Genomic DNA, 1,694 nt, shown 5'->3' with positions numbered 1-1,694 from the left:
AGAAGTCCATGAGTTGCAATTAAATGGCACACCTCAATCCCTTCCTGCTCGCAAGAAAAAGACTCAGGCATCCAGTGAACAGCTCACGTTATTCCCAGAATATTATGACCAAGCTTAATACCGGCGACGAATCTACTGCTATCACAACAGTGCACCCAACCGACCCAGAAGCACGTATCTACAAGCTACTCAATATCGGGGAGAACGAAGAAATAGAGTTTAAGCACGCTAAGGGAGGATTCCCCAAAGAGCTGTGGCCTACTTACTCTGCCTTTGCCAATACGCATGGCGGGATGATTGTGTTGGGGGTTAAGGAAGACACTGATGGGCGCTTAAGCCTCAGCAGGCTCAGCCGAGAGGAAGTGGAGAAACTGAAGATGACCTTCTGGTCTTTAGTCCAAAGCCGAGAGACCATTAGCCATTGCCTACAGACGAATGATGATGTGCAGATTGTAGACGTGCAGGGCTCGTTTGTCCTGACGATACACGTGCCACAAGCCTTGCGGGAGCAACGTCCCGTCTATTATAAGCGTGTTGCTGACGAAGGCACATACCGACGCAATGACTCTGGAGATTTTCTCTGCACCGCTGCGGAGGTACGCCGTATGATGGCAGATGCCGACCTATCTCGTCCTGCAGATGGCCGCATCCTGAAGGGCTTCACTTGGGAGGATATCGATCTACCTTCCTTCGAGCAGTATCGCAGACTTTTTGCTACGGTGCGACCAGATCATCCTTGGATCACAGAGGACAATGAGGGGCTGATGCGTAAGCTCGGTGCTTATCGTAAGGACAGAGAAACTGGAGAAGAGGGCTTTACGCTAGCTGGCTTACTCATGTTTGGCACTTCCATAGCAATTAAAGATTGTGCTCCGCACTTCTTCCCTGATTACAAGGAGTATGAGCCCAATGCAGATCGGTGGAGTAATCGCATCTGTCCTGATGGTACCTGGGAAGCCAACCTATTCCAATTCTATCGCAGAGTGTTACCAAGGCTACAAGAGGCCTTGCCTACACCCTTTCACTTGGAAGATGGACAGCGGCAAGATCATACCTTGGCACACGTAGCTCTTCGAGAAGCCTTCGCTAATCTTTGTGTGCATGCTGACTATAGCGAGGAGGCTTCCCTTAAGATAGATAAGTACCCTAACCGGATTGTCTTCTCCAATCCTGGCGTTCTACTCATTACGCGTGACCAGTTCTTTCGCGGAGGAGAGAGTGTTTGTCGCAATACCTCACTTCAGCAGATGTTCATGATGATGGGTGCAGTAGAAAAGGCAGGCAGTGGTGTGGACAAGATATTGCGTGGATGGCAAGCCTTGCACTGGAAGACACCTTATCCCGAGGAACGCTTCCGACCGAACAAGGTAGAGCTGGTGATGCCTCTGGAGCTACTCTTCGACCCGCAAGTGCTTAAGGAGCTCAAGCGTGGTCTAGGCGACACTTTTGACTCCATGGATGAGAACGATCGCATTCTTCTAATTACAGCTTTTACCGAAGGTGTAGTCAATCACCAAGTGCTGAGCAAAAAGCTCCCCCTGCATAGGACAGACATTACAGATAAACTACAGAAGCTTTGTCAAGCAGGGGTGCTTATTGCAGAAGGCCATGGAAGAGGCTGTGTCTATAGACTCAAGGCATTAAGGTTGCAAGCTAATGGTGCAAAGGTTGCAAGCTCAGAAGAGGAAAGGTTG

Annotated in this window: 1 protein-coding gene; it reads left to right on the top strand. The window is 49.7% G+C overall.

Annotation, left to right across the window (positions count from 1 at the left end; translation table 11 throughout):
* Nucleotides 1-104: 104 nt before the first annotated feature.
* On the top strand, nucleotides 105-1,694 hold a 1,590-nt coding region (locus HMPREF1556_RS06290; RefSeq protein ID WP_021667544.1), incomplete at its 3' end, for an RNA-binding domain-containing protein.

The sequence above is a fragment of the Porphyromonas sp. oral taxon 278 str. W7784 genome, assembly GCF_000467855.2.
In the GTDB taxonomy this organism is placed as follows: Bacteria; Bacteroidota; Bacteroidia; order Bacteroidales; family Porphyromonadaceae; genus Porphyromonas.
This window is presented reverse-complemented; position numbering and strand designations above follow the sequence as displayed.